Origin of the sequence: Coleofasciculus sp. G3-WIS-01 (assembly GCF_040223135.1) — a bacterium.
Lineage (GTDB): Bacteria > Cyanobacteriota > Cyanobacteriia > Cyanobacteriales > Coleofasciculaceae > Coleofasciculus.
Genome location: NZ_JAVJZI010000259.1, coordinates 23,415 through 49,887, shown reverse-complemented (window position 1 = coordinate 49,887; position 26,473 = coordinate 23,415). Strand labels below are relative to the sequence as shown.

Sequence of the window (26,473 nt, the reverse complement as noted above, 5' to 3'; positions counted from 1 at the left end):
AGGAAGATCATCTACTCGTTCTGAGAGGGTTGGTTTCATCCATTGCCTCCTAGTAGTCTGTTTAATCGTGCAATTGCTCACTCAGACTACTGTGTGGCTGCTCATTTGGCTACTGAGTTACCCAAATGAGCGAACGGTGAGTTGTTCCGTTAGTGAGGAGGGCGGGTGCAAGTTGTTCCGTTAGTGAGGAGGGCGGGTGCAAGTTGTTCCGTTAGTGAGGAGGGCGGGTGCAAGTTGTTCCGTTATCGGTGAATATCTGAATTTAGTCCCTAAACCCGCCCCTACAATTGTCCCTAAACCCGCCCCTACAATTGTCCCTAAACCCGCCCCTACAATTGTCCCTAAACCCGCCCCTAGGATTGTGGCTAAACCCGCCCCTAGGATTGTGGCTAAACCCGTCCCGACAATGAATAAGGATATACGATCTAAACTGCGTAGTAGTGCTGGCAAAATGTCTACCTGCAAGCCATGAACCGACGTAAAAAACGCTACTCGCTGAGATTTGTGGTTCGGAATCTTCGTCAATCGCTTTCAGTATTCCGCTATAGCGGACGCGCCTTGAAGTTAGTTTGGACAACCAGTCACAGACTAACCTTGGTGCTAGCAATTTTAACCGTTATCGCGGGATTATTACCCGCCGCGATCGCATACTTGGGTAAGTTGATTGTGGATACCGTGGTATTGGCGTCTGAGTCGGGGTTAGCCGCCCATCGTTGGCTAGGGTTAGGCTATGTCGGATTAGAAGCGATCGCAGTTATGATACTAGCAGGAAGTCAGCGAGGTCAAACCGTTTGCCAGTCGCTATTGCGGGTATTGCTAGGACAACGGGTGAATGTGTTAATTCTAGAAAAAGCCTTAACCCTAGACTTACCCCACTTCGAGGACTCCGAATTTTACGACAAAATGACCCAGGCGCGGCGGGAAGCCTCCAGTCGCCCTCTGGCGCTAGTGACGCGGACATTTGGACTGGTTCGGGATAGTCTGTCACTAATCACCTTTGGCGGACTACTGCTGCAATTCTCAACCTGGGCGGTGGCAATATTAGTCATAGCCGCAATTCCTCCCTTTATCGCCGAAACTCGCTTTGCTGGGGTAGCCTTTCGCTTATTCCGTTGGCGTTCCCCAGAAACCCGCCAGCAGCATTATTTGGAAACATTAATTGCTAGAGAAGATTACGCCAAGGAAATTCAGCTATACCAGCTTGGCGCGACTATGCTACAGCGCTACAACGATACATTCGGGCGCCTTTACCGAGAAGATAGAGATTTGACCATTCGTCGCGGTTTTTGGGGTTATTTGTTAGGATTACTGAGTACGCTGACATTTTATGGAGCCTATGCTTGGATTGTCATAGAAACCATCTTTGGTCGGATTTCCTTGGGCGACATGACCATGTATTTAACCGTATTTCGCCAAGGACAATCTACATTTTCCGCCATACTCACCTCCATTGGCGGTATGTATGAAGATAATCTCTATATTTCCAACCTCTACGAATTTCTAGAACAAGAGGTTCCCCAATACCAGGGGACAGCCACTCAGGGGATAAAACCAGGGGATGGGATTCGGTTTGAGAAGGTGTTTTTTACCTATCCTGGAAGTCAAAATCCTGCACTTAAAGGGATTGACTTGCACCTGAAACCGGGAGAGAAGTTAGCCCTTGTCGGCGAAAATGGGTCAGGAAAGACAACGTTAATTAAATTATTAACTCGTCTCTATACGCCAGATTCGGGGCGCATTCTCTTAGATGGGTTAGATTTAAAGGAATGGAATATTGATACCCTGCGTCGCCGCATTGGGGTGATTTTCCAGAACTTTGTCCGCTATCAATTTACCGTCGGGGAGAATGTTGGCGTTGGGGATGTAGACTATTTGCAAGACAAAACCCGCTGGGAAAATGCGGCGGAGAAAGGCATGGCAAAACCGTTTATTGAATTAATGCCAGAAGGATTTAGCACCCAGTTGGGGCGATGGTTTAAAGGGGGACAGGAACTGTCTGGGGGTCAGTGGCAGAAAATAGCCCTGTCTCGTGCTTTTATGCGAACCGGTGCAGATATTTTAGTCTTAGATGAACCCACAGCCGCCATGGATGCAGAAGCGGAGGTGCGAGTCTTTAACCATTTCCGCACGATTACCCAGGATCAAATGGTAGTATTAATTTCTCATCGCTTCTCTACAGTACGAATGGCGGATAAAATTGTGGTGATGGCGGAGGGAGAAATAATTGAACAGGGAACCCATGAGGAATTAGTGGAACTTGGCGGACGTTATGCGCGGTTATTTGCGCTACAGGCGGCGGGATATCAATAAGTTTGTCATTTGTCCTTTGTCATTCGTCCTTTGTGTGATTTAACAATTTGGGGTCTTCCGTAGTTAGTGTGCTAAATTGTTAGTTTGATTTGCCTGAATATTGGACAGCAATAGATTTAACCATTTTTGCCCGGATTTCAATTCCTTTTAAGACGCTTAAAAGTCACAATCCTTGATTGGTAGGCTTTCTGGCTTATTAAAACTGATATTTTAGCACACTAAGTACGGAAGACCCGGGCACCTCAGCCTATCAAATTATCGCCGAGAGCTTTAAGTGCGATCGCAAAAGTTCCTAGTTCGTAGTCAAGGATGCAAGCCTATTGGCTTGACACAGCTAAAATTGTGGAATAGATTTTACCATTGAATCGGGCGCAAAGCTTTGCGCCCCTACAGTTTCCGGGCGGAATTCTAATTCATCTTGCTTAGGTGTGCTACGCCGCCATCTTACAGCAGATTGCAGGTAAATGAAGTACACCTACATAGTGCTACTACTTGTTCAGAGAGCAAATACTGTACCTCACGAACTTGCAACACGCTGTAATTAATTAGATATCCGCCATAACCCAGCCATCCTGTTGGAGTAAATATGCCATGAAAGTCAAACTAACACCTGAAGGACAAATTCCACTTCCTGCCCACATTCGCCAAAAACTCGGACTTCAAGGAGGAGAGGAAATATTACTTCTCCTAGAAGGAACTGATCTAAAATTGCGAATCATTAAGCCTAAGCGACTTAGTGAATTTTATGGTGTCTTACCTGCAACTGTTCCTTATCCCGGTAAAGAGGCAATTCGCAAGAGTGTCGCGGAAACACTTGTCCAAAAAACTCAGATTGAAAACTCATGACAGACTTATGGGTTGATGCTAATGTTTTACTCCGCTTATTAACCGGAGAGCCACCAGAGTTTGCTCAACGATCACTGAGATTAGCAGAACGGGCTGAACGGGGAGACGTGACACTCAGACTTTCACCGATAGTTGTTGCAGAAATTGTTTGGGTACTCAACTCCTTTTATCGGTATTCCCGCAGCCAAATTGCTGAAGTGCTGTTACCGCTTGTTACAACAGAAGGAATAGTTCTTGATGAAGCTGATCAGGTGATAGCTGCCCTTAATAAAATGGCAACGGCTAATGTAGATTTACTAGATGCTTTTCTAGCAGAAGTTGCCCGCCGAGAAGGTGGAACAATTGTATCATTTGACCGAGACTTCAGACGTTTAGACATACCTTGGATAGAACCGGAGTAGAATTGAAGAATAGGGGTGTTTGACCGGACATGATATTAGGTGACTGGGAAGATGGGCACACGTCGGTGCGCCCATACGGTTTCCGGGTGTAAGCGTTATCCATCTTGCTTTAGCCACGCCGCCATCTTAATTAGAGATCCACCATAACCCAGCCATTCTTGGCACTACTAACTATAGGCGTTTAAGATACCCGCACTCCGGAAACCGTTAATGGTGGGAATTAAAGGTACGCACAAAGGCTGCGATCGCGCCTTTACCCCAAGGTGTCCACTTACCCTGAGTTGATCCCGGCGTTTGTGCCAGATTTTATTGTTGGCGTAACATCACTGGACGCAAGACCCACAGTAGAATAGCGATACTCAGAATAATCGCCGTCGGATTATCCCCATACTGCAATAACGGCGTCGGATCGATAGGTGGAGTCGTTGGGTTAGTTTGGCTGGTGGAAATCGTAGCTTGTTCCTTGGACATGAATATGTCTTTCCTTTGCGTTCAACATCTTTATGATTCCTTAGCTACCCATCTCTAAAAGCTGCACTTTCGGCTCATTCTTGCTGCTACTGTTGAAAGTGAGCCAAAATTGAGCCATCAACCGGACATTCAGTAGATAAGCATGGCGGTTACTCTCAAAGCATCTAAACAGGGACTGGAAATAGTCGATCAGGCAAGAAAAAAGAAAGGTTGGACAGCGACAGCCGCCGTTTGGTATCAGGATGCCAACACGACACAAGCAACCCTGAAGCGGTTTCGGCGGGGATTACCCATTCAGCAAGATGCCTTTATTGAAATTTGTCAGGCTGTCGGGATAGAGAATTGGCAAGAGATTGTTGATGATAGTCCACCGTCGCAGACAGATTCCAGACCCGAATTTTTTGCCTATGACGAAGCCTGGGTAGGTCGAGAACAGTTAGTTACTGAACTGAATCAGAAGCTGCGAGGGAGGTGTCGGCTATTACTGCTGGTTGGTATCACCGGAATTGGTAAAACCGCCTTGGCTGAACGCTTGGCGGTGGAACTACAAGACTGGTTTCAGGGGGATTGGAAGAATAACCTGCGGAGAGCTAATTTTGATTATCAGGACAAAACCACCGATTTTGCCAGTGTCGCCGCCAGATGGTTGGAGGAATGGGGAGAAAGACTCTCAGCAGAAGAGAAACAGCCAGAACTATTACTGTCCAGGTTAGTCAAACACCTGCACAAGAATCAGGTGCTGGTGCTGATTGATTCTCTAGAAAGACTGTTGACGGGAAATGAAGAGGAAGGTTGGGGGGATTTTGCTGATGAGTGGTGGATCAAATTCTTTTTGAGCTTGTTGTCAGCCGAATCTTGCCAAAGTCGGTTAATTGTCACCTCACAAGATTTGCCAGTTCAGTTGGTAGATTCCCGTTACAGTAATTTCTGGCATCGCCAAATTGTGTATGGATTAGATGAATCAGAACAGGTGGCGTTATTCGAGACAACAGAATTAGATGTTAGTGAGGAGTCAGCCGATAAACCCCTACTGGTGCGAATTGGCAAAGCCTACAAAGGTAATCCTCTAGTTTTTCGGGTAATTATCCAGGAAATTAACAGTGAGCCTTTCTTTGGAAATGTGCAGGCATACTGGGAGGATTGCGGCGACAAGATAGAAGAAGTGGAAAAGGCTTTAGCAGAGGCTGAGGCAGGAAAAAACTTAGGTGAACAGGATAATTGGAAATTACATACACTGACAAAGGAACTGCGAATACAAGTAAATAAACGGCTTGAAGCCGCTTTTGACCGATTAAAAAGAGATGTCTTTGATGCTTATATATTAGTTTGCGCTGCTTCAGTTTATCGCTCTCCAGAAAAAGAGGCATATTGGTTGAAGCATTTGGTGCAGTGGCTGAAGCGTTTGGAAAATCAAGAGTGTAGTGAAGAACGACAGGAGAAGGCTTTAGAAGAGTTGAGTAATCGTTTTCTCGTGGAGGAATCGATCAACCACAATAATCGGCGCGTTTTAGGGCAACATAATCTAATTCGCAGTGTGGCGATCGCTCATCGAAGAAGGTTATTAGAAAGCTTTAAAAATGGGGTGTAGTTAAGATGGGAAATAACTTTAAAGAACCTGGTCAATTGCTTTGGGCTGAGTGGGGTATTAATCTAGATGAAGTTCCGTTTGAACAGCTTGATCATTATATAGCCGTAGAAAACTATCTTATGGATGATGACGATCCACCATCTAATGCTACTGATTTAGAAAATGTAGAACGTTATACAAAATCATTACATCACTTATGTGAGAGCAAAGACTGGAATCGAGTACAGTCTATTCTTACCGTACCGATTAGTATCAACACAACAGCAGTTAGCTTTGCATTGCCCTTGTGTGACTATCTGATATTCAAGGGGCTTTCGCCTAAGCTATTGGAACTTACTAACGAAATTATCAATTCATTCCAGGATACTGGAATCGATCTTAGATCTATCAGAATCTTGAAAGCTAAAGCCTTGGGAAAAACGGGCAACTTACCTGAAGCTAGTCGCATTTATGAAGAGTTATGTTTAAACTCATCTCAGAACTCAGAAATCTATATAGAAGCTAAGGCAAATTTAGCTATATCTCAAGTTCAGAGAGAACTTTACCAAGAAGGCATCCCAAATCTTAAGTGTTCCTTAAGATTGATTGAAAGTTTTTTAGAGTCTGGTACTAACTTAGAATCAAATACAAATTTTTTGGCTTTAAAAATAGATATATTGTCAAATCTGGCTTATTTTCAAATGAATTTGGGCAAGTTTGAAGAGGCAAGGATACAAGATTCGCAAATTTTACAAATTTTAGAAGAACATAGAATGTTTCATAAAATCATTAATCCTTTAGTTCATCAAGGGATCATGGAAAGGAGAGAATTTCGGATTAATGAGTCAATCGCAACCTTGGAAAAAGCCAGAGCTAAAGCCATAGAGATTCAGGATGAACCAGCATTAGTTTGGATTGATCATCACTTATCCTGGGCTTTCCGGATGAATAAAAACTATAAACAGGCAGAAGCTTTTTGCAAAACATCTCTGGATGGATATAACAACTTGGAAGATCAAAGAGGAATAACGGATTCCTATGAGCTACTAGGATTTATTTTTCTAGATAAAGGAGAAAATCATCAGGCGGTTAAAAACTTCAATAGAGCATTTGACTGGAGAAAGAAGAATGAGAACTTGCAAGGTGCAGCAAGCTGTATAATGGGTCTAGCTATTTCTTATTGGCGACAACGCCAGTTTTTCAAGTTCATCAAAACACTACTTGAAGGCTTGAATCTATATCGTAAAGCAGGAGTATTGAATTGGTCTAGAATTTACAGATTATTTAAGTTTACTCGTTGGTTCCGTCATCTGTTGCTTACAGATAAGAAAAAACCAATATAATTTTTAGCTTTGTTTATCAGGATAAAATTAACATCATGAAAGTGGGTATTGTCTGCGGTTATGGTAGTCATGTAGACAATCAATTAAAGCGGTACGTGAATTCTGTCATGGAATACGCCTTAAAAAATGAAATAAACAATTTAATTTTCAGTGGTGGCTATACCTTTAAAGACTCAACCACCTCTGAAGCTATGTTAATGTCTTCCTTAATCGATCAGCCAACCCCGACTATAAATATAGTATTAGAAGAAAGAGCGCTGACAACTCTGCATAATTTACTTTATGCCCAAAAAATCATTGACTCTCTTAAGTTCAATCAACATGAACTGTATATTTTTTGCGATCAAGTCAGATTTTTTAAGGTTTATATTTTGTCAAAGCTTATTTTTAACGAAAGCAAAATAAACCTAATTAAGTTTAGAAGGCAAGAAGCATTAGTTGCATACATTATGCAAATACCATCTATTTTTTATCAAGCTTTAGGGGCTGTTTCACCGGGATGGGAAAAGAAACTATTAATAGCCAAACAAAAATGGATTAATAAATATAGATAGGTAGGTAAATTTCAGGAACCCCTTTTTTGCCTTGGCGACTAGAAGTCGCAGCTACACAAACAAAGTCCGCCTGCGCGGACTAGCTTATAAAGGGGGGGGCTAACCCGGATTTGGTATAAATTGTGTAGGGGCGGGTTTCACAACTATCTTTTCGGTTGTAACCCGATGTAACTAAACCCGCCCCGATTCAGCTTTTTAGACTTTGAGTAAATATGCCATGAAAGTCAAACTAACACCTGGAAGGGGGCTGGGGGGTTAGGTTTCCCAATTGCCAAAGATATCATTTAACCGCCTAGCGCACCTCATTCAAGCTATAATTTATAGAAATCAATTATAAAAAAGCACGTCGCGTTGCTAAACAAATTGGATTAAAAGTAATTGGCACAGTGGGGATGCTTTTATACCAAATTTTGGTTAGCTACCCCCGTTAGAACGCAGTCCGCGCAGGCGGACTTTGTTTGTGTAGCAGCGATTTTAATCGCCTCCTCAAAAGGCTAGGTGGCTGGGAAGATGAACCCGAAATCGTTGATGAGATGATCGCAGAAATCATCAGCGATCGCGCCGCACACCCATTGAATCAAAAATGTTGACACACTTATAGTATGGGTAGACAAGACAATAGGAGAAGACAATATGAAAAAATATGTTTGCACCCTTTGCAACTACGAATATGATCCCGAAAAAGGTGATCCCGATGGCGGTATCGAACCGGGAACCGCCTTTGAGGATATCCCTGATGAGTGGGTATGTCCCGTCTGTGGGGCGGCTAAATCGGATTTTGAACCCTTAGAATAATCATAACCCTGAGTAATGCAAGCACTTTGTCTCTTAAAATTGTTGTTATCGGTGGTGGTGCGGCTGGTTTTTTCGGCGCGATCGCATCTGCATCCACCTATCCTCACACCCAAGTCATTCTGCTGGAAGCCTCGAAAACGCCTTTAACTAAGGTGCGGATTTCTGGCGGTGGGCGCTGTAATGTCACTCATGCTTGTTTTGACCCCGCCCTTTTGGTACAAGCCTATCCGAGAGGGAGTAAAGCCTTGCGCGGGGCTTTTACTCGGTTTCAACCCAAAGATACGATCGCGTGGTTTGAAGCCCAGGGGGTACACCTGAAAACAGAAGCGGATGGGCGGATGTTCCCGGTTACGGATACATCCCAAACCATTGTGGATTGTCTATTCCATGCTGCGACAAGCGCAGGTGTTCAAATTCGCACCGCCACTCCAGTTAAATCCATTCGCTTTACCTCTGGGTTTCAAATCCAGTTAAAGACAGGGGAGATAATCGAGTGCGATCGCGTGCTTTTAGCAACCGGGAGTAACCCCCTTGGTTATCGCTGGGCTCAGGATTTGGGTCATACTATTCAACCCCCTGTCCCTTCTTTATTTACGTTTACAATATCAGACCCACGCTTACAGGATTTAGCCGGAATTAGTGTCAATGATGTTCGTTTAACACTACCAGAAGCCGGGAAAAATGTCAAGGAACAAACGGGAGCCTTACTGATTACCCATTGGGGATTAAGTGGTCCATCCGTCCTGAAACTTTCGGCTTGGGCGGCTAGGTTTCTCCATGATTGTCACTACAAAACTCCTTTAATCATTAATTGGCTTCCTCAATACAACCAAGACTATCTCCGCCAGGTTTTACTAGCCGTTAAATCTCAACTTCCTCAACGTTATATTGGGACGAGTTGTCCGATTCCGATTCCGAAACGGCTATGGCAGAGTTTAATTAGTTATGTTGGTATTGACCAAAACAAACTCTGGGCAGAAGTCTCTAAAAAATCACTGAATCAACTTATACAAGAAGTAAATCAAGGACGTTACGTGATTCAAGGAAAGGGTGTTTTTAAGGATGAATTTGTTACCTGCGGGGGAATATTTTTAAAAGAGGTGAATTTTAAAACTATGGAAAGTCGCTGCTGTCCAGGGTTTTACTTTGCTGGCGAAATTCTGGATATTGATGGGATTACGGGCGGATTTAACTTTCAGAATGCTTGGACAACGGCTTGGTTGGCGGGTCAAGCAATGGGGAAGATTTAGGGGCGGGTTTAGGGACTAAAGTTCGTTGGTTATTGATAACTGAACAACAAACCCGCCCGGTTCTATCTAGGGGTAAAATGATTCATTATGTCGATCAAATCTGTTAATGTATTTTTTCAACGCAGAGGAGCGCAGAGGGTTACGCAGAGGGACGCAGAGGGGGTAAAGGATTTGAGGGACAATTTTATCGGGTTTATAAGAAAATAAAATAATAGTAATTTCCGATTTTTTTGGGGAAAATGCTATAATATATAATCTATGTCTTCAAACTTGTGAGGATAGAAGTATGTATAAAATCCTAATAGTTTCTGCCTTAACTTTGGTGACATTTGCCGGAAATGCTGTCAATGGCATAGCCCAGACATCGCCGCGATCGCCTGCATCTTCTCCAGACGTAGATCCCGGATATTATATTGACCTGAATCGGGCGAAAAATCTAGCCCGACAAGCGGCTGAACGTATTAATGGTGGATTGGGGCGATATCGGGCTGAAGCGGCGATGCATGGTCCGGTACAAGATGCACCTTATATAGAAAATAACAATGGTACAGTAACGTTTACCTTTAAAGGACGCCCTCCCGGTGCGACAAGCTACACTGTGGAAACTAGCGTAACTGTTAATCAAAACAATGGAACGGTAACTGTTAACTATAATAGACCGATTGGAAATTAATTTAACCCGTTCCCAGAACTATCCATGGCTTAAGAATGAACCATGAACGATTAACCATGAATCCTGACTAAAATGAAATTTAGTGAACTGGTACAAAAACTTAATATAGACACCGATCGCACGAGTCTATCGGTTAATCCTAATTGTAATCCAGAGATTCAGGGGATTGCCCCTATTGATCAAGTTACTAAGGGTGCGATCAGCTATATTGAGGGAGCGAAGTTTGCCGCAAGGGTGAAAACCATCGAGGCGAGTGCTTTAATTTTACCCTCAGATGAAGAGTTACAACGACAAGCCACAGAACTCGGTATCGCTTGGATGGGGGTATCTGAACCTAGACTATTATTTGCCCGTGCGATCGCGCTTTTCTATCAACCCTGGAAACCTACACCGGAAATTCACCCTAGCGCTGTGATTCACCCAGAGGCGCAGGTAGGGGATGGGGTTTATATTGGGGCGCATGTGGTGATTCAGGCGGGGGTGAATATTGGTGATCGGGTTTGTATTCATCCGAATGTGGTGATTTATCCCGATGTGCAAATCGGCGATCGCACTATCTTACATGCTAACTGTACTATTCATGAACGTAGCCAAATTGGGGCGGATTGTGTCATACATAGCGGTGCGGTAATTGGTGCGGAAGGGTTTGGTTTTGTCCCCACGAAAGACGGGTGGTTCAAAATGGAACAATCAGGATATACCGTTTTAGAAGATGGAGTGGAAGTGGGATGTAATACGACAATTGACCGTCCGGCGGTGGGAGAAACTCGGATTGGTCATCATACTAAAATTGATAACTTAGTCCAGATTGGTCATGGGTGTCAAGTCGGGGGTGCTTGTGCGATCGCGGCGCAAGTCGGTTTAGCTGGGGGTGTGAATGTGGGGAATCGGGTGATCCTCGCCGGTCAAGTTGGGATTGCTAATCAAGCCAAAATCGGTGACGGCGCGATCGTAACCGCGCAAACGGGCGTTCATAATAATGTAGCAGCCGGGGCGATTGTCTCTGGTACTCCCGCTGTTCCCCATAAATTATTTTTGAAAGTATCCGCGATTTATCATCGGTTACCGGAAATGTATCATACGTTTAAACAATTACAGAAACATAAGGCAAAGTAGGAAGGTATGAAGACCTAGTTTCACTGTCCTGACTGAATTACAGGTAATTTAACGCTGGGGCTGGTTGGGTTGAGCCGTTATCCATTACCAACACACAGACTCTCTAAACCCACACCCACCCTAAGAATACCTGATTTTATGCTGACGACTGCACAACTTTGGGTGATAAGGGGAAAGATTCCCCAAAGGAAAACTTAAGCCCAGAGGAGAGCGATTTTTGTTTCACGGGTAACTCAATTATAAACTCTGTCCCTTGACCCGGTTGGGATATACAGGTCAATTGACCGCCATGTTTATCCACTACAATTGAATGGGAAATCGATAACCCTAAACCCGTCCCTGTGCCAATGGGTTTGGTGGTAAAGAAGGGATTAAATATTTGATTTTGAATCGCTTCTGGGATACCCGGACCATTATCCTGAATCCGGATAATCACCCGTTCAATCGATTGAGGTTGCTGGGATTTGTTTTCTGGTGACTCCTCTAATGGTACAACAGGAAACTGAGAACTCATTTGGGTCGAAATCGTAATTCTTCCGGGTTCAGTTTGGGAGTGTAACGCATCAATAGCATTTCCCAGAATATTCAAAAACACCTGATTAAGCTGACTGGCGTAGCATTCCACTAATGGTAAGTGAGCATATTGTTTATGAACTTGAATTTCTGGACGATTAAGTGTTGATTTGAGTCGATGCTGTAAAATGAGTAACGTGCTTTCAATGCCGTCATGGATATCCACCGACTTAATCTCCGCCTCATCCAAACGGGAGAAATTCCGCAGGGATAGCACAATTTGGCGGATGCGATTGGCACCCTCTTGCATGGAGTTCAAGAGTTTGGGAAAATCTGCCCTCACAAAGTCTAAATCAATCGCCTCAATCTCTGCTTGAATCTCGGCAACCGGTTCGGGATAATTCTTAGCATAGAGTTGTAATAAATGCAACAACTCAGTTCCATATTGACGAGTATAGGTAATATTCCCAGCAATAAAACTAATCGGGTTATTGATTTCATGGGAAATTCCCGCAACCATTTGACCCAAACTGACCATTTTTTCCTGTTGAATGAGTTGGGTTTGAGTCTGCTTGAGTTGATGTAAGGTTTGCTGGAGATCGTGGTTTTTGACTCGTAACTGATGTTCAGATTTCCGCAAGGCTTCCTCAGCTTGTTTGCGATCGCTAATATCCCGGATAATCGTGGAAAACACCTCCACCTCTCCAGTTGCACCTTGGTGCGCCATCACTACCTGAGATACGGGAATTTCCCAACCCTGTTGATGCAGGAGTGAGGTTTCACCCTGCCATACTTTGTCTTGGATCGCTTTGGGTAATCCTTCCTCTAACAAATGCTGCTTCACCGACTGGGGATGAAAATCCCAAATCTGCAAATGGCTGATCTGCTGTTCTGGATCAAGTCCCACCATTTGCCGCCCTGCTTTATTAATATAGAGGAAAGTCCCATCAGGTTCACAAATACTGACAAAATCGGTGGTACTTTCTAGGATCGCGGTCAATCGCGCCGTTTTTTGTTCTGCTTGCTTGCGCTGGGTGATGTTGGTACTGGTACTCACCACCCGATAAATATGTCCAAGTCGATCGCGCAGGGGGGTTAGTGTGGTAATCCACCAACTTTCTTGTCCCTGTACGCCAAAACATTCTTCATAAGAGATTGATGTTCCCGTCTGAACACAGGTGTTGTAGCGTTCGCTTATCGTTACTGCCAGGTCTGGTGGTAAGATAGCATCCAAGGGTTGATCGCGTAGTTGTTCGCCTGGGATACCGATTAAGTGTTCGTAAGCCGGATTCACATCCACATAACGGAATTGCCAAGAGGGATTGGGTTGACTCTGGCGTTGATGAACATCGACGACACTGATTGAGTTTTCTACACCATTGAGGATACTGCGTAAAAATTGTTCTCTTTCTTGTAAGGCTTCCTCGGCTTGTTTGCGATCGCTAATGTCGGTAATCATTCTCAGCACCCCGACAAAGCTACCCTGATCATTAAATAGTGGCGTCGCGGAAATAATCGCCCACAGATCTGATCCATCTTGGCGGCGAAACTTGAAATCGTAGCGTTCCTGGATTCCTTGACGGCGACGTTCTAAGTAGGTTTGGATCAGCGCCTCGGATTCGGTGTCAATAAAATCAAACAGCGATCGCCCCAGCATTTGTTCAATGGGATAACCCAGCATTTGCGCCATGCGACTATTAGCAAAGGTGATTTGGTTATTCGCATCAAACACCCAAACCCCCTCGGATGCGGTTTCCACGATACAGCGATAATGACGTTCCGATTCTTGCAGTGCGGCTTCGGCTTGCTTGCGTTCAGTGATATCTTCAACAATCCCCAATATATACTGTGGCGTACCTTTTTCGTCCAGCAAGGGGACTTTTTTGGTATTGACGATGCGTTCTCCCCGATGGGGCGTGTTTAGGGAAGCTTCGGGAATATCAACTAATTTACCATCGGTGAGAATTTGTCGGTCTTTCGCCCGTAAGAGTCGGGCTTGTTCGTAAGGTAAAAAATCATAGTCATTCTTACCCAAGACTTGGGCTTTCGAGTAACCCAACAGTTCTTCGCTGGTTTTGTTCCAGTACATCACCTGCAAATCTTTGGCATCTTTGATAAAGACACCGACAGGGAGATTCTCCACCACGGAGTTGAGGAAGGCTTGTGTCTCCCGCAATTGGATTTCAGTTTGTTTGCGCTCAGTAATATCCAGGATCACACCATCGAGCCATTGGACAACACCGTTCTCATCCAGAATCCCTTGACCCTGATCATACACCCAAGTGATTTTGCCATCAGCACGGACAATCCGGTACTCAATCGTATAGGGGTGTTGGCTGTCAATACTTTGCCACACACTCTCCTCAACTCGGCGGCGATCTTGAGGATGGATAATACTGTGAAAAGAGCGTACTCGATTGTGAATAAACTCAGACGCTTCATAGCCAGAAATAGGCTGAATCGCTGAACTTAGAAACGTCATCGTTCCAACCGAGTCCCAGGTACAACGGTAAACAGCGCCCGGAATATTGGCAACTAACGTCTGAAATCGGGCTTCGCTCTGTTGCAGCGATTCGGGTGTCTGTTGGTCTTTGGTGGAGTTTGGGGTGGATTCAAGGGAATTGGGTAGAATAGCCATGATTTTCTCCACACTCAGATGCGTGGCTCAACTATTGCGGGGGTTTTGAGGGAGTGGACGGTTGAATGCTTAAAATTTTATTAAATTTTATCGTCTTGACCATAAATAAGACTAATAAATTTCCCAGTATGAGATTATCCCTGGTCATGTAACTAATTGTAAAGCCCTTGGCTCAAATTACTTGCCTGTAACCCAGCGCACCCCTGACTTTTCACGGTATCTGGTGCAATGTGAGTGTGAATTGTGTAGGGGCTCACTTTCACGGCTATCTTTTCGGTTGCACCCAGATGTAACTCGCGCCCGCCCAGACGCGCCATGGCGCGTCTCTACAATAGTTTTTAGACTTCCCGTGAAAAGTAAGACCGCACCCAAGCCTGTCAGTAGTAGGAGCGGTCAATTCTGAGATGCTGATCCGAGGAGCAGTTGACCGTTGGCAACGAACTAGCTCTCTATGATAAGGCAAGTGATGGGATCGAAACAGATGTGCTGATTTTTCTCTGAATAAAACTATTCCGTGGAAGGTAGAGAGTTAAATGGCACCTCTGGGAGCATTGGTAGCTTGGATTACATTTTTCAGTTTTTCCCTAGGGGCAGGTTTTACTATTATCCTTATTTTTCTCGCCCTGATATTACTAAACCTATCCCAAGAAATAGCCTAAATTATGCTAGAATTTTGTTAAACTTGATACCAAAAACGATTGAGTGTAAATTAGATTGAATAAAATATAGTATCAAGTTATATTTTTCAGTTAATTACGCTACAAAATAACAATTTTTGCAAAACAATACTCCTTTAGATAGAGAAAGACAACTTGCCACACTCGGACTGTTTGATTGATGGATAAGCCAAATATTTAACGAAACCAATAGCGCTATACAAACTCCGAAATCCTCTGTGCTTAGATAGTTAAGGAGTGGCAAGCTGCCCAGGTAATGGGATCGCTATTTTGTCACTGTTTAGTAACCTCTGAGTAAGCTTTGCATAACACTGATGCAAATCACAAATAGCTTCAGTTGGCGTTCCGTCGCCAAAACCAATCAGTCGAGATAGAAAGGGTTAAATCCTCCTATTAGACATCAAAATTGGGCATTTTTTAGCAAAAACAACCATTTTGACCCAGGATTGACATAAATCTGGATCAATTACAGCAAGCCAAGTTTGACCTTGATGTAGTTAGACAGCGTTCGCTTATCTTTGTCTGCTTCCTGTTTAAGCTGCTGCTTTTGCTCGATAGTCACTTTGATCGTAATCGTGGTTCGTTTCATTTACGTCTAGCCATCTCACCTTCTCTACAGTAATACTTTAGTATAAAAAAGCAGTAAAAAGTGTTACCTAATAAAACAAATATTAAGAAAATAATAATTGCTCAGGTTGAACAAATATCCTGAAGGTAACATGTAACGATTTGATCATAAAGATTGTTGAGAAGCATAAACAAAATGCCATGAATCGAACAGTGATTTGAGGCAACAGTCTATAGCTGGTCATCGGTGGCAGTCGTCTATTTTAGACTTTGCCGTCACTCAATCCCTATCAAATTAATAAGCCATCTAAATGTTCCCCTAGAACCCAGCATTTTACCTATTAAAGATTAAATTTTGCAGTAGTCTGATAATGTTATGGCTTATAAACTTTCACAAAGTTGTACTGGGTGTGATACCTGTCGCTCCCTATGTCCAACGGGTGCAATCAAAATCAAGGATAACCAGACGTGGATTGATCCAAATCTGTGTAACAACTGTGAAGGGTATTATCCCGAACCTCAATGCGTGATTCACTGTCCCATCAGTTCTCCAGTTCCCTCTCAAGGAAAAAAGGGACGATACAAGCTCAATGAAAGACCTCCCACCAGTCCCGACTTATTTGCCAATGACAAAACCAATCCATTTGCCTCTTCCATCGTCATCTGGGAAGCGTGCAACCTATTAGCACAGGGACTCTCCCTTCCTTGGCACACTGATGCTTCCGGAAAACTCTGTTATCAGCGACAGGTTAGTCAAGGTAAATGTAAAGTAGACTTCTGCCTAACCGATACATTCGATACAGATTCGACTGAGGCTTTATCCGCTGACGAAGCACAGGCGACGCTTGAGGCGATGGATATCAAAGCCACCTGTCTCCATCTCATTTATGCTGCATACGCGACAGCATTAGAAAAACCTTGGCAAGAAGAGTTTACCCTCAACGATGTGCAAATTGAGCAATACTTGGGACTCCAGAAACGCACAGATTTGAGTAAAGCGGCTAAGTTAAGCCTGATTAAACATCTTGCCCAGCAGCCCTGCAAAATTACCATCGGTGCTCATTGGTCAAAGCAAGGCAAAGTTCCAGAATTTAGCATTCCCCAAAGCCGTTTGTGGCATCTTCAGCCAATTGAACATCATTTTCAGGAAGACGAACAAGGATATAAACATTTAGTTGGCTTAACCTTTCGGGTTAGGGCTGGGATATGGGCAAAGTATTTCTTAAATCGGCAAGGCTGTCAAAACCGAACCGCTTTCTATCAGTATGGCAATCTGCCTCAATCTTTACTCAGCGCCGTGATGAGTAATTGGCAACATCATGAAGGGGCGACGCGGATGATGTTATGGCTGCTGTTTAAAACTAGAATCGGTAAACGACAGCGGATTACCGTACCCACATTAATGCGAGTAGCTTATGGTGAGGAGAAACTCCTGCGGGCGTCTTCCCAACGAGATGAACGGAAACGTCTGGTGCGGACATTTGAAACTGATTTAGAGGTTCTCAGTCATTATGGACTTAAACCTGTGTTTGATCCGGTGACGTATTTACCAGAGATTCAACCTATGTGGGCGAAATTAGGGGATCTCCCCGACGATGCTGATGCGGCGCTAGAGTTTTGGATTCAAGATGGAAATAGTAAGAGGCGGTTAACCGATGCAGCGCCCCGTGGCAAGTGGAATCTGTTAATGAAAGCCCGGATTTTATGGTTTGAACTGAAGGCAGAATGGGAACATGCGCTGACTACCGTTGAGCCGAACAAGGTACGATTGACAAAACGCAAAACTAAATCCCATTCATCGCCTGTACTTTCGGGCGCAGATGTTATCGCGGCGAGAAAACATCACCAACTCAGTCAACGAGACTTGGCGCAATTGACGGGTAAAAGCCAAAGCTGGATTCGGGATATTGAAAAGGGACGTTTTCAGATTAAATTAGAAGATCAACGGCTGTTGCAGAAAGTGCTGGGTTTGGCTGAGTTGAGTTCTGGATAATAGTTCAGGGATAGAATAGATGTAGAGACGTTCCATGCAACGTCTCTATAATGATGGGTTCTTATTTATAGTGGTAGGTGGGCAATGCCCACCCTACATATAAGCTTAATTATTAAGTAGGAATTGAATCCACGCGATCGCATCCGATTGTTTCCCGATTTCTTGTATCATTATCCTATACCTTTCATTGTATTAGATTTGGTTTGTAGTCAGGGCTTTAGCCCTCTCCAGCTATGCGTTAAAGCACGCTTTGTGCTTACTACAAACAAAGCCCTATTTTAGTTGAGTCACGCCGCCATCGTGCGTTAGCTGAGCGTAACGCACCATTGCTATGACTGACCAGCTAGCGAAATCAAAGGTCAAGTCAGGGCGGGTTTAGTCACATTTGGGTGCAACTGAAAAGATAATAGTTAAATCCCCCCTACATACGCGCCAGGTTCTTTTACTGAGAACGCCGATCAATCAGCACTTCACCCCCATCGCGGTTTAACTTCAATTGAATCACTCCCTGAAAGTCAGACTTAATTACCCAGTAACTGACAGTTCCCAGAACAACAGGCGTCAGCAGAATATGCAAGGCAACAATGATTTTAGCCGCACTCAAGTTTGTTTGTTTAGTCATCTGAATTAACCTTTTAACTCAACTGCTTCTTACTATCGCCGTTGCAATTAAGAGATTACGCTGAAACTTAGGCTAACATGGCTAACATAGCCTAACATTCGTCTCATGCAACCGCTACCCCAGGACTTTTTGACCAAAATCGCTCGCCTCCATGAGCTTTCCCCCGAACAGGAAGAAGCATTTGTGGCACGTTTCAGTCGTCAGGGGGATGTAGACGCGATCGCGGAATCTCTTCATATCTCTCCAGGTGCCTTTCGCACTCGCATGAGTGGTGTCTATAAAAGGTTCAGCATTGGTGGTAAGAGTCCAAATAAGGTTCCGAAACTGAATCATTTTCTCATCCAGAAGTATCAAGCCTCTCATCCAACTTCAACTACTCAGACTCCTACTCATGAGTTAGAGATTGATACCCTGGTGCAAGAAATACGCCAGAAAATCAAACCCAGCATTCAAAAGGATTGCGGCACAATGAAGGTGCTGGACATGACTCAACCTATTGGGTTGAAGGATATTTATACCAAAGTCAATATTCTAGAAAAAGTCATTGGGCGTAGGCGGTTATCGACTAATGAATTGATGCAAAGTTGTAACCTAGACTCAGAAAGCTTTGACCGTCTGGGATTCGGTAAGGTAAAAGAGGAAAAAATACCGGGGCTAGAAGCTGTCAAAAAACATGACAAGTTGATGGTATTAGGCAAACCGGGTGCGGGTAAAACGACGTTTCTCAAATATTTAGCGATTCAATGTGCTAACTCTAAGGTTTTGACGGATAAGGTTCCTATTTTTATTACGCTGAAGCAATTTGCCGAAACGCAAAATCAGCCAAGTCTGACCGCCTATATTAATCAAATTTTCGATAACTGTAACGTTACAGATAACCAAGTCGCTGCAATTCTTCAACACGGAAGAGGGTTAATTCTGCTAGATGGCTTAGATGAGGTTAAGGAAGAAGATGCTGATCGCGTCTTAACTCAGATTCAATCCTTTACTGATACCGAAAAGTATGATGCTAACACCTTTGTCATCACTTGTCGGATTGCCGCACGGGAGTATACCTTTGAAAAGTTCACAGATGTTGAAGTCGATGATTTTGACGATAAGCAGATTCGCACATTTGCTACCAAATGGTTTCAGGCTAAACAATCAGATTTAGCTGGCTATTTTATCGAACAATTAGAAAACAACGAACCCATCAAAGAACTGGCAAGTAATCCACTGCTGTTGACGTTACTGTGTATAGAATTTGAAGATTCTGGGAAATTTCCAGCAGACCGGATTGAATTATATCGTCGAGCTATCCGCACCCTCTTGAAAAAATGGGATGATAGCTATCGGATTGTGCGGGAGCAGGTTTACAAGAAATTGTCAGTACAGCGTAAAGAGGATTTATTGATTAAAGTCGCTTTTGCTACCTTTGAGCGGGGAGAGTATTTCTTTAAGCAAAGAGATATTGAGCAGTATATCGCTGATTACATTCGCAATTTACCCGATGCTAAAACAGATCCGGACGCTTTGTTATTAGATAGTGAGGCAGTTCTAAAATCCATTGAAGCCCAACATGGATTATTAGTCGAACGAGCCAGGGGTATTTATTCGTTTTCTCATCTGACGTTTCACGAGTATTTTACGGCAAAATGGTTTGTGTACCATGCTGATTGGCAAGGTTTAGTCGAGCATCTGACAGAGGTACGCTGGCGGGAAGTATTTATTATAGCCGTTGAGATGTCGCTAAATGCTAATGATTTGTTGATTTTAATGAAACAGCAAATTGATGCAATTATATTGGATGATGAACAGTTGTACCAGTATCTTCTAAGATGCGCCCCTAATAAAACCTTAAAAGGTGACGTTCAATACAATTCTTTAGTGGTTAGAGAATATTACGAGACTTGGACGTGGCTATTAAGTTTTAATAAAAATAAATGCTTCAACACTCCGCAGATAAATGTGCTGCGACGGTACTACCAAGCGAATAAACTACTAATGGATTGTTTGAATAGTAGTTGTGCAGTATCTCCAGAAGTGCGCCAAGAGATTGAAAAAAACTTACTATTACCCATCCCTGAAATTGAGAAGCGAAAATCCCACGCCAACTGAACTCAACCCCATCACCCATTCCCTAATCCAAACTCAATCCTATTCGCAGAACTCTCTAATTTCATTTGAATAGCACTGATTTAAAGTACGCCCCGACACCCGCCCGGAGTTCAAACTCCGGGCTAAAAGCTCAAGTCCACTAAAGTGGACTAAAACTCTTAATCAGAATGGTACTAACTTAAATCTAATAGATAGTGTCTATCCTATGACATAGCAAGAGTTCCGGCGATTCCAAAAGGCTTAAGTCAGTGCCATTATTCTTAGTCCAGTCAGCTTTAGCTGACTTTCGCTTTTAGCCTTGGGTTTAAACCCAAGGCGGTTGATGAGACTTACCCCCAAACCCCTCTGCGAACCTCTGCGCTTTCCCTCTGCGCCCCTCTGCGTTTCCCTCCCAAATACCCGCAAGTAACCCCAATCAATCAACCAATCGCACATCCACCTGCTTCCCAGTTGTAAATCCGTACTCATAACCACTATGATTTAGCCGTAAGCGAAAACACCAACGATACGTTAAATCAGATACAGCACCGAGAGAAATTCTATGGTAAGGGTTCACTGCCAACAATAAAGAGGACGAGAAGACAGTACCCTTTATCTATGCAACAGGCAGACAGAACAGAACAACCCCACTTGAAAAATTCTAACCTTAACTGCCAAAATGCCAGCAAACGCTTAGAGAGGAGACAACTAGAATGCTAGAAGCCTATCGCCAACACGTTGCCGAACGCGCCGAACTCGGCATTCCCCCCCTACCCCTAGACGCCAAGCAGACGACTGAACTGTGCGAACTGCTGAAAAACCCGCCACCGGGGGAAAAAGAAACCCTAATGCACCTAATTCGCGATCGCGTTCCTCCGGGTGTTGACGAAGCCGCCTATATCAAAGCAGGCTTCCTCACCGCCATTGCCAAAGGCGAAATCACCAGCCCCCTAATCAGTCACCAAGGCGCCGTAGACCTTTTGGGGACAATGGTAGGCGGTTACAACGTCCAATCCTTAGTTGATTTACTCAAATCCCCTGACAACCCCTTAGCATCAGAAGCCGCCGTTGAACTAAGTAAAATTACCTTGGTGTATGATACCTTCAACGATGTCCTCGCCCTATCGGATGTCAATCCCTACGCCAAACAGGTCATTGATGCTTGGGCAGAAGCCGATTGGTTTATCCGCCGTGCCAAACTCCCCAAAGCCATCACTGTCACCGTATTCAAAGTACCGGGAGAAACCAACACCGACGATCTTTCTCCCGCCACCCACGCCACCACCCGCCCGGATATCCCCCTACACGCCTTAGCGATGCTAGAATCCCGGATGCCGGATGGGTTAGAAACCATTGCCAAGCTCAAAGAAAAAGGCTATCCTGTGGCTTACGTTGGGGATGTTGTGGGTACAGGTTCCTCCCGTAAATCCGCGATTAACTCCGTACTTTGGCATATTGGGGAAGATATTCCCTACGTTCCCAATAAACGCGCAGGCGGGTATATTTTAGGAAGTGCGATCGCGCCCATCTTCTTCAACACTGCCGAAGACTCCGGTGCATTACCCATCGAGTGCGATGTCACCCAGATGGAAACCGGAATGGTAATTACTATCCACCCCTACAAAGGCGAAATCACCAACGAAGCCGGAGAGGTCATTTCCACCTTTAAACTCAAACCCGAAACCATCCTCGATGAAGTCCGCGCCGGTGGACGTATTCCCCTGTTAATCGGGCGGAGTCTCACCGATAAAACCCGTGAAGCTTTGGGATTAGCCCCCAGCACCCTCTTCACTCGTCCCACAATGCCAGAGGATAGCGATAAAGGCTTTACCTTGGCACAGAAAATGGTGGGCAAAGCCTGCGGATTACCCGGAGTGCGTCCCGGAACCTCCTGCGAACCCTTAATGACTACCGTTGGTTCCCAAGATACCACCGGTCCAATGACACGGGACGAACTCAAAGAACTCGCCTGTCTGGGATTCAGCGCCGATTTAGTCATGCAGAGTTTCTGCCATACCGCCGCCTATCCCAAACCCGTGGATATTACCACCCACAAAGAACTCCCCAACTTCTTCTCCACTCGCGGTGGTGTCGCCTTGCGTCCAGGAGATGGGATTATTCACTCCTGGTTAAACCGGATGTTATTACCCGATACCGTAGGCACCGGTGGCGATTCCCACACCCGATTCCCCCTAGGCATTTCCTTCCCCGCCGGTTCTGGGTTAGTCGCATTTGCAGCCGCTTTGGGGGCTATGCCATTAGATATGCCCGAATCCGTATTAGTCCGGTTTACGGGTGAATTGCAACCGGGAGTTACCCTGCGGGATATTGTCAATGCGATTCCCTATGTAGCGATTCAACAAGGCAAATTAACCGTTGCTAAAGAGAATAAGAAAAACGTTTTCTCTGGACGGATTATGGAGATGGAAGGCTTACCCGATTTAAAAGTTGAACAAGCCTTTGAACTCACCGATGCCACGGCAGAACGGTCTTGTGCTGGCTCAACCATTAAGCTGGGTAAAGAAACGATTTCTGAGTATCTGCGTTCCAATATTGCTCTATTGAAAAATATGGCAGCGCGAGGCTATCAAGATGCTCGTACCATTATGCGCCGTGTGGCTAAAATGGAGCAATGGTTGGCAAGTCCGGAGTTAATGTCTGCGGATGCCGATGCTGAGTATGCCGATATTATCGAAGTCAATTTGAACGAAATCACAGAACCCATTGTCGCCGCACCCAATGACCCAGATAATGTCAAATTAATGTCCGAATGTGCCGGAGACAAAATTGATGAGGTGTTTATTGGGTCTTGCATGACCAATATCGGACATTATCGCGCGGCTGCCAAAGTATTAGAAGGGGCTGGAAAAGTTAAAGTGCGCCTCTGGATTTGTCCGCCTACCCGGATGGATGAAAAGCAACTGCGGGAAGAAGGGATTTATGATACCTTTACCGCTGCGGATGCACGGACAGAAATGCCGGGATGTTCTCTATGTATGGGAAATCAGGCGCGAGTTGAAGATGAGGCGACGGTATTTTCAACCTCGACTCGAAATTTCAACAACCGCATGGGCAAAGGTGCGCGAGTGTATTTAGGTTCTGCGGAATTAGCCGCCGTTTGTGCGCTGTTGGGACGGATTCCCACGGTTGAGGAATATACGGCGATTGTGACGGAAAAATTGAATCCTTTTGCTGGTGATTTGTATCGGTATTTGAATTTCGATCAAATTGCTGGGTTTGAGGATGAAGGACGAGTGATTCCGTTGTCAGAAATGCCCAAGATTGAGGATATTTTGGGGATGCCGACAGCGGCGAGGTAATTAAAGTAGGGTGGGCAATTGCCCACCTGATTTGTTGTTTAATTTTTATAAAATAAGAAAATGGCTAAACTATTTCCCTCTGAAGAAAACATCTCAAAATTAGAAAAAACTGAAGGTGAAAAATGTTTACTAAAATTTTTAAAGGAAACGTTAGATAAAGATGATCGATTTGAAATATACTATCAACCTTTTTTAAATGGAGATAAACCAGACATCATTATTATGCGAAAGGGATCGGGTGTTTTGATCATAGAAGTGAAGGACTGGAATTTATCATCTTACTATGTAGATAGCCAAAAACAATGGAGATTAAAAAATAACCATTCTATTATCAAATCGCCAATTGAGCAAGTTAAAAAGTACAAAGACAATTTATTTAATTTACATATTGAGGATTTGCTAGAACGAAAAATAGAGAATCAAAAATTTTATGCAATAGTGTATTGCGCCGTTTACTTTCACAACGAAGATGAACAAAGTATCAAGGATTTTTTCTGCAATGCATTTAAATATGAAAATGCTAAAAAATATATACAGGTTTTTGGTAAAGATTCACTGAATATCGATAAAATGAAAATTATTCTTAGTAAAGCAAGGCTTTATGAAAATTCATCATTGTTTGACGAAAAACTTTACAATAGTTTTAAGAGATACCTTCAGCCGTCATTTCATACAATCGAACAAGGAATAGAAATTAAGTTGACGGATAAACAAAAAAAATTAACACTTAGTAAGTCTAGTCCGAGGCAGAAGATTAAAGGAATTGCAGGTTCTGGAAAAACCCTTATATTAGCCCGGAGAGCTGTTAATGCACATAAAAGAACCGGCGATAAAGTATTGATACTTACTTACAATATAACTCTGAAAAACTACATCCATGACAGAATTAGCGAAGTCAGAGAAGAATTTAGCTGGAATAGTTTCTATATAAATAACTACCATAATTTTATAAATGCAGAGTTAAATAACGTAGAAATAAAAATTGATGTACCAGAAAACTTTGAGACTTGGAGTAGTTCTGATCAAACACAATACTGGGAAGAAAATTATTACTCAAACAAAAATTTATTTGAAGGAATAAAGCAGAAGCTAAGAAAGTATAACGCCATATTGATAGATGAGCTTCAAGACTATAAGGAAGAATGGCAAACAATTATCATGAAATTCTTCCTGGCTGAAGATGGCGAGTATGTAGTATTTGGGGATGTTAAGCAAAATATATACAAAAGAAACTTAGATGAATATAAAAACTTTAAAGCCATAGGTATGCCTGGTGCTTGGAATGTTTTAAATGAATCCTTTAGACTATCAACTAAAGTGGCACATATAGCGGAAAAATTCCAAGAAACCTTTTTTCAAGAAAAATATAAAATAGATAAAGTTAAAATCATAAAAAACAACAATAACAATAAACCAGAAGTATTTGATTATTTAGATTATATGAAAAATACTTCACTGAATATAGTAGTCGATAATATTTACAACAAAATAAATAAATATAACATACATCCTAATGATATTTGTTTTTTATCATTTACTATACAAACAGTAAGAGAGATAGATTACTTTATAAGAAATGATAAACACGAAAAAACTAAAGTTATGTTTGAATCAAAGGAAATCTATGATAAAATTATGTCTGATAAAACCAAATATACAATATCAAAAATTGAAATAAAAGAAATAGGTGAAAATAAAAAGGCAAATTTTTGGATTAATTCTGGCACGGTTAAATTATCTACAATCCATAGCTTCAAGGGATGGGAAATAAATACATTAGTTTTAATTATTGAAGATTATACTGAAGACAGTGATGATTCCATGGATGAATTAATATACACAGGAATAACAAGATGTAGACAAAATCTGATTGTGGTCAATCTAGGTAACTCGAAATATCACAATTTTTTCAATCAAGTTATTGATGATGATAGAAACCTAACCCCCTAGCCCCCTTCCCTGCAAGGGAAGGGGGAACAAGAAACTCTTACTCCCCTCTCCTTGTAGGAGAGGGGCTGGGGGAGAGGTCATCCAAAATGTAACAATACCAATCAATTACCATACTTTATTAATGAATAATCCCACTCCCCAACAAACCCCAAAAGAGTTAACCAATAATATTGTTATCGGACAAAAAGTAACCTCAGTCAAACTACAACTTGCCAAGGAACTCCGTCGCCAAATGACCCAAGAAGAAACAATCCTCTGGCAAAAACTTCGCGCTAATCGATTGAATGGCTTACACTTCCGCCGTCAGCAAATTATTGATGGGTTTATTGCCGACTTTTACTGTCATGCTGCTAGATTAGTCATAGAAGTGGATGGAGAAATTCATCAACAACAAACGGAATACGATTCAGAACGCGATCGCATTTTGTCTGCACGAGGATTGCGGCTGTTGCGAGTTAGAAATGAAGACGTGAGACAGAATCTTGATCGTGTTTTGGCGCGTATTTCCGCAGCTTGTGGAGAAACCTAACCCCCTAACCCCCTTCCCACCCCCCTCGTTCCCCCCTGCGAGGGGGGATGACAAAGGATGCTTCGCTTTTTTTTGCACGGAAGGGGGAACAAGAGACTTGTACTCCCCTCTCAGCTAACAAACTTTATTCCGCTAACAAACTTTATTCCGCTCCCCTCTCCTTGTAGGAGAGGGGTTGGGGGAGAGGTCATTTAACCTAGATGAAAGCAGAGGTCTTACAGTAATTAAAGTAGAGTGGACTATGCCCACCTTACTGTTCCAG

Annotated in this window: 22 protein-coding genes; 16 read left to right on the top strand and 6 right to left on the bottom strand. The window is 43.4% G+C overall.

The annotated features are described in order from the left end of the window. Positions 1-180 precede the first annotated feature (180 nt). On the bottom strand, positions 181-525 hold the full coding sequence (locus RIM23_RS27660) for a hypothetical protein (protein WP_446371284.1): 345 nt from the start codon (positions 523-525) through the stop codon (positions 181-183). Here RIM23_RS27660 and RIM23_RS27655 point away from each other — a divergent pair. The 3 genes from RIM23_RS27655 to RIM23_RS27645 all read left to right on the top strand — a co-directional run bounded on the left by RIM23_RS27655 (position 469) and on the right by RIM23_RS27645 (position 3,557). Beyond that, positions 469-2,310, top strand: coding sequence for an ABC transporter ATP-binding protein (locus tag RIM23_RS27655; protein ID WP_446371278.1), 1,842 nt, complete (start codon positions 469-471; stop codon positions 2,308-2,310). The two genes, RIM23_RS27660 and RIM23_RS27655, sit on opposite strands and share 57 nt — an antisense overlap. 591 nt (positions 2,311-2,901) lie before the next feature. After that, a complete protein-coding gene (locus RIM23_RS27650; RefSeq protein ID WP_446371276.1) occupies positions 2,902-3,156 on the top strand; it encodes an AbrB/MazE/SpoVT family DNA-binding domain-containing protein in 255 nt (84 codons plus the stop codon). Next, positions 3,153-3,557, top strand: coding sequence for a PIN domain-containing protein (locus RIM23_RS27645; protein WP_446371274.1), 405 nt, complete (start codon positions 3,153-3,155; stop codon positions 3,555-3,557). The genes RIM23_RS27650 and RIM23_RS27645 overlap by 4 nt, the downstream gene beginning before the upstream one ends. 306 nt (positions 3,558-3,863) lie before the next feature. On the opposite strand, the gene RIM23_RS27640 is transcribed toward RIM23_RS27645, so the two are convergent. After that, positions 3,864-4,028: a hypothetical protein gene (locus tag RIM23_RS27640; RefSeq protein WP_446371272.1), complete on the bottom strand. Its 165-nt coding sequence runs from the start codon at positions 4,026-4,028 to the stop codon at positions 3,864-3,866. A 142-nt stretch (positions 4,029-4,170) separates the two neighbouring features. On the opposite strand from RIM23_RS27640, the gene RIM23_RS27635 reads away from it, so the two are divergent. The 8 genes from RIM23_RS27635 to lpxD all read left to right on the top strand — a co-directional run bounded on the left by RIM23_RS27635 (position 4,171) and on the right by lpxD (position 11,326). Next, the gene (locus RIM23_RS27635) at positions 4,171-5,616 is read left to right on the top strand and encodes an AAA family ATPase (protein ID WP_446371270.1); all 1,446 of its coding nucleotides are present in this window, start codon (positions 4,171-4,173) and stop codon (positions 5,614-5,616) included. 5 nt (positions 5,617-5,621) lie between these two features. Continuing rightward, entirely contained in the window at positions 5,622-6,938 is a 1,317-nt protein-coding gene (locus RIM23_RS27630; RefSeq protein ID WP_446371268.1) for a hypothetical protein, read from the top strand. Between the two features lie 35 nt (positions 6,939-6,973). After that, on the top strand, positions 6,974-7,492 hold the full coding sequence (locus tag RIM23_RS27625) for an ElyC/SanA/YdcF family protein (RefSeq protein ID WP_446371266.1): 519 nt from the start codon (positions 6,974-6,976) through the stop codon (positions 7,490-7,492). A gap of 458 nt (positions 7,493-7,950) precedes the next feature. After that, positions 7,951-8,082: a hypothetical protein gene (locus RIM23_RS27620; RefSeq protein ID WP_446371264.1), complete on the top strand. Its 132-nt coding sequence runs from the start codon at positions 7,951-7,953 to the stop codon at positions 8,080-8,082. A gap of 43 nt (positions 8,083-8,125) precedes the next feature. Next, on the top strand, positions 8,126-8,287 hold the full coding sequence (rd, locus tag RIM23_RS27615; protein WP_446371262.1) for a rubredoxin: 162 nt from the start codon (positions 8,126-8,128) through the stop codon (positions 8,285-8,287). Between the two features lie 26 nt (positions 8,288-8,313). After that, positions 8,314-9,537, top strand: coding sequence for an NAD(P)/FAD-dependent oxidoreductase (locus tag RIM23_RS27610; RefSeq protein ID WP_446371260.1), 1,224 nt, complete (start codon positions 8,314-8,316; stop codon positions 9,535-9,537). Positions 9,538-9,823: 286 nt separating this feature from the next. Next, positions 9,824-10,210: a hypothetical protein gene (locus RIM23_RS27605; RefSeq protein ID WP_446371258.1), complete on the top strand. Its 387-nt coding sequence runs from the start codon at positions 9,824-9,826 to the stop codon at positions 10,208-10,210. A 72-nt stretch (positions 10,211-10,282) separates the two neighbouring features. Then, complete coding sequence (lpxD, locus tag RIM23_RS27600; protein ID WP_446371256.1) at positions 10,283-11,326, top strand: UDP-3-O-(3-hydroxymyristoyl)glucosamine N-acyltransferase; 1,044 nt, start codon at positions 10,283-10,285, stop codon at positions 11,324-11,326. Positions 11,327-11,462: 136 nt separating this feature from the next. On the opposite strand, the gene RIM23_RS27595 is transcribed toward lpxD, so the two are convergent. From RIM23_RS27595 to RIM23_RS27585, 3 genes are all read right to left on the bottom strand, one after another. Beyond that, complete coding sequence (locus RIM23_RS27595) at positions 11,463-14,477, bottom strand: PAS domain S-box protein (protein WP_446371254.1); 3,015 nt, start codon at positions 14,475-14,477, stop codon at positions 11,463-11,465. 152 nt (positions 14,478-14,629) lie between these two features. Further along, positions 14,630-14,794, bottom strand: a complete 165-nt coding sequence (locus RIM23_RS27590) for a hypothetical protein (protein WP_446371252.1) — start codon at positions 14,792-14,794, stop codon at positions 14,630-14,632. A gap of 826 nt (positions 14,795-15,620) precedes the next feature. Further along, positions 15,621-15,743 carry a hypothetical protein gene (locus RIM23_RS27585; RefSeq protein ID WP_446334798.1) on the bottom strand — a complete coding sequence of 41 codons (123 nt, stop codon included), beginning with the start codon at positions 15,741-15,743 and terminating at the stop codon, positions 15,621-15,623. Between the two features lie 354 nt (positions 15,744-16,097). On the opposite strand from RIM23_RS27585, the gene RIM23_RS27580 reads away from it, so the two are divergent. Further along, complete coding sequence (locus tag RIM23_RS27580; RefSeq protein ID WP_446371250.1) at positions 16,098-17,714, top strand: helix-turn-helix domain-containing protein; 1,617 nt, start codon at positions 16,098-16,100, stop codon at positions 17,712-17,714. Positions 17,715-18,156: 442 nt separating this feature from the next. On the opposite strand, the gene RIM23_RS27575 is transcribed toward RIM23_RS27580, so the two are convergent. Next, complete coding sequence (locus RIM23_RS27575; protein ID WP_446371248.1) at positions 18,157-18,336, bottom strand: hypothetical protein; 180 nt, start codon at positions 18,334-18,336, stop codon at positions 18,157-18,159. 105 nt (positions 18,337-18,441) lie between these two features. Here RIM23_RS27575 and RIM23_RS27570 point away from each other — a divergent pair, with 105 nt between their 5' ends. The 4 genes from RIM23_RS27570 (at position 18,442) to RIM23_RS27555 (ending at position 26,211) form a co-directional block, all read left to right on the top strand. After that, a complete protein-coding gene (locus RIM23_RS27570) occupies positions 18,442-20,433 on the top strand; it encodes an NACHT domain-containing protein (RefSeq protein WP_446371246.1) in 1,992 nt (663 codons plus the stop codon). Between the two features lie 692 nt (positions 20,434-21,125). Next, a complete protein-coding gene (gene acnB, locus RIM23_RS27565; RefSeq protein WP_446371244.1) occupies positions 21,126-23,732 on the top strand; it encodes a bifunctional aconitate hydratase 2/2-methylisocitrate dehydratase in 2,607 nt (868 codons plus the stop codon). Between the two features lie 60 nt (positions 23,733-23,792). Next, positions 23,793-25,682 (top strand): UvrD-helicase domain-containing protein, encoded by a 1,890-nt coding sequence (locus RIM23_RS27560; protein WP_446371242.1) that lies wholly within the window; start codon positions 23,793-23,795, stop codon positions 25,680-25,682. A 121-nt stretch (positions 25,683-25,803) separates the two neighbouring features. Beyond that, positions 25,804-26,211, top strand: coding sequence for an endonuclease domain-containing protein (locus tag RIM23_RS27555; protein WP_446371240.1), 408 nt, complete (start codon positions 25,804-25,806; stop codon positions 26,209-26,211). The last annotated feature ends 262 nt before the right edge of the window (positions 26,212-26,473 follow it).

Excerpts from the sequence above, each read along its gene's own strand:
- RIM23_RS27655 (WP_446371278.1), top strand. The coding sequence starts at position 469 with ATGAACCGACGTAAAAAACGCTACTCGCTGAGATTTGTGGTTCGGAAT.
- RIM23_RS27650 (WP_446371276.1), top strand. The coding sequence starts at position 2,902 with ATGAAAGTCAAACTAACACCTGAAGGACAAATTCCACTTCCTGCCCAC.
- RIM23_RS27645 (WP_446371274.1), top strand. The coding sequence starts at position 3,153 with ATGACAGACTTATGGGTTGATGCTAATGTTTTACTCCGCTTATTAACC.
- RIM23_RS27640 (WP_446371272.1), bottom strand. The coding sequence starts at position 4,028 with ATGTCCAAGGAACAAGCTACGATTTCCACCAGCCAAACTAACCCAACG.
- RIM23_RS27635 (WP_446371270.1), top strand. The coding sequence starts at position 4,171 with ATGGCGGTTACTCTCAAAGCATCTAAACAGGGACTGGAAATAGTCGAT.
- RIM23_RS27630 (WP_446371268.1), top strand. The coding sequence starts at position 5,622 with ATGGGAAATAACTTTAAAGAACCTGGTCAATTGCTTTGGGCTGAGTGG.
- RIM23_RS27625 (WP_446371266.1), top strand. The coding sequence starts at position 6,974 with ATGAAAGTGGGTATTGTCTGCGGTTATGGTAGTCATGTAGACAATCAA.
- rd (WP_446371262.1), top strand. The coding sequence starts at position 8,126 with ATGAAAAAATATGTTTGCACCCTTTGCAACTACGAATATGATCCCGAA.
- RIM23_RS27605 (WP_446371258.1), top strand. The coding sequence starts at position 9,824 with ATGTATAAAATCCTAATAGTTTCTGCCTTAACTTTGGTGACATTTGCC.
- lpxD (WP_446371256.1), top strand. The coding sequence starts at position 10,283 with ATGAAATTTAGTGAACTGGTACAAAAACTTAATATAGACACCGATCGC.
- RIM23_RS27595 (WP_446371254.1), bottom strand. The coding sequence starts at position 14,477 with ATGGCTATTCTACCCAATTCCCTTGAATCCACCCCAAACTCCACCAAA.
- RIM23_RS27590 (WP_446371252.1), bottom strand. The coding sequence starts at position 14,794 with ATGGCGCGTCTGGGCGGGCGCGAGTTACATCTGGGTGCAACCGAAAAG.
- RIM23_RS27585 (WP_446334798.1), bottom strand. The coding sequence starts at position 15,743 with ATGAAACGAACCACGATTACGATCAAAGTGACTATCGAGCAAAAGCAG.
- RIM23_RS27580 (WP_446371250.1), top strand. The coding sequence starts at position 16,098 with ATGGCTTATAAACTTTCACAAAGTTGTACTGGGTGTGATACCTGTCGC.
- RIM23_RS27575 (WP_446371248.1), bottom strand. The coding sequence starts at position 18,336 with ATGACTAAACAAACAAACTTGAGTGCGGCTAAAATCATTGTTGCCTTG.
- RIM23_RS27570 (WP_446371246.1), top strand. The coding sequence starts at position 18,442 with ATGCAACCGCTACCCCAGGACTTTTTGACCAAAATCGCTCGCCTCCAT.
- acnB (WP_446371244.1), top strand. The coding sequence starts at position 21,126 with ATGCTAGAAGCCTATCGCCAACACGTTGCCGAACGCGCCGAACTCGGC.
- RIM23_RS27560 (WP_446371242.1), top strand. The coding sequence starts at position 23,793 with ATGGCTAAACTATTTCCCTCTGAAGAAAACATCTCAAAATTAGAAAAA.
- RIM23_RS27555 (WP_446371240.1), top strand. The coding sequence starts at position 25,804 with ATGAATAATCCCACTCCCCAACAAACCCCAAAAGAGTTAACCAATAAT.